The organism is Citrobacter sp. TBCS-14, from assembly GCF_005280805.1.
Classification (GTDB): domain Bacteria; phylum Pseudomonadota; class Gammaproteobacteria; order Enterobacterales; family Enterobacteriaceae; genus Citrobacter; species Citrobacter gillenii.
The window spans coordinates 1-265 of the sequence record NZ_SZWM01000033.1; the positions used below are offsets into that span (position 1 = coordinate 1).

The 265-nt window shown below is 51.7% G+C and carries 1 protein-coding gene; it reads right to left on the reverse strand.

All coding sequences use genetic code 11. The features are described 5' to 3' along the window. A partial coding sequence (locus tag FDX22_RS00140; RefSeq protein WP_304571747.1) for a glycosyltransferase family 9 protein occupies positions 1-265 on the reverse strand: 265 nt, incomplete at both ends.

Here is a 265-nt window from a genome sequence, read left to right on the forward strand (position 1 = left end):
GCCAGGATTTCATTTCCGGCTTCATGATCTTTTGCCGAGCCAAACAGCACAATCTGATGACCTTCGTCGATCAGCTGTTTTGCCAGTTCAGCATAATGGTAGTGTGGCCAGCGTTTCGCCGGACCAAATTCCGCACCAGGGCAAAAACCGATGATGGGGCGTTCGGCAGAAAGGGAAAACTGACTACAGGTCAGAGACTTTTCACCTTCACTGACCTGCAATTGTGGCCACAGCAGAGGCTGCGGCAAATCTTTAGCCGACAGCA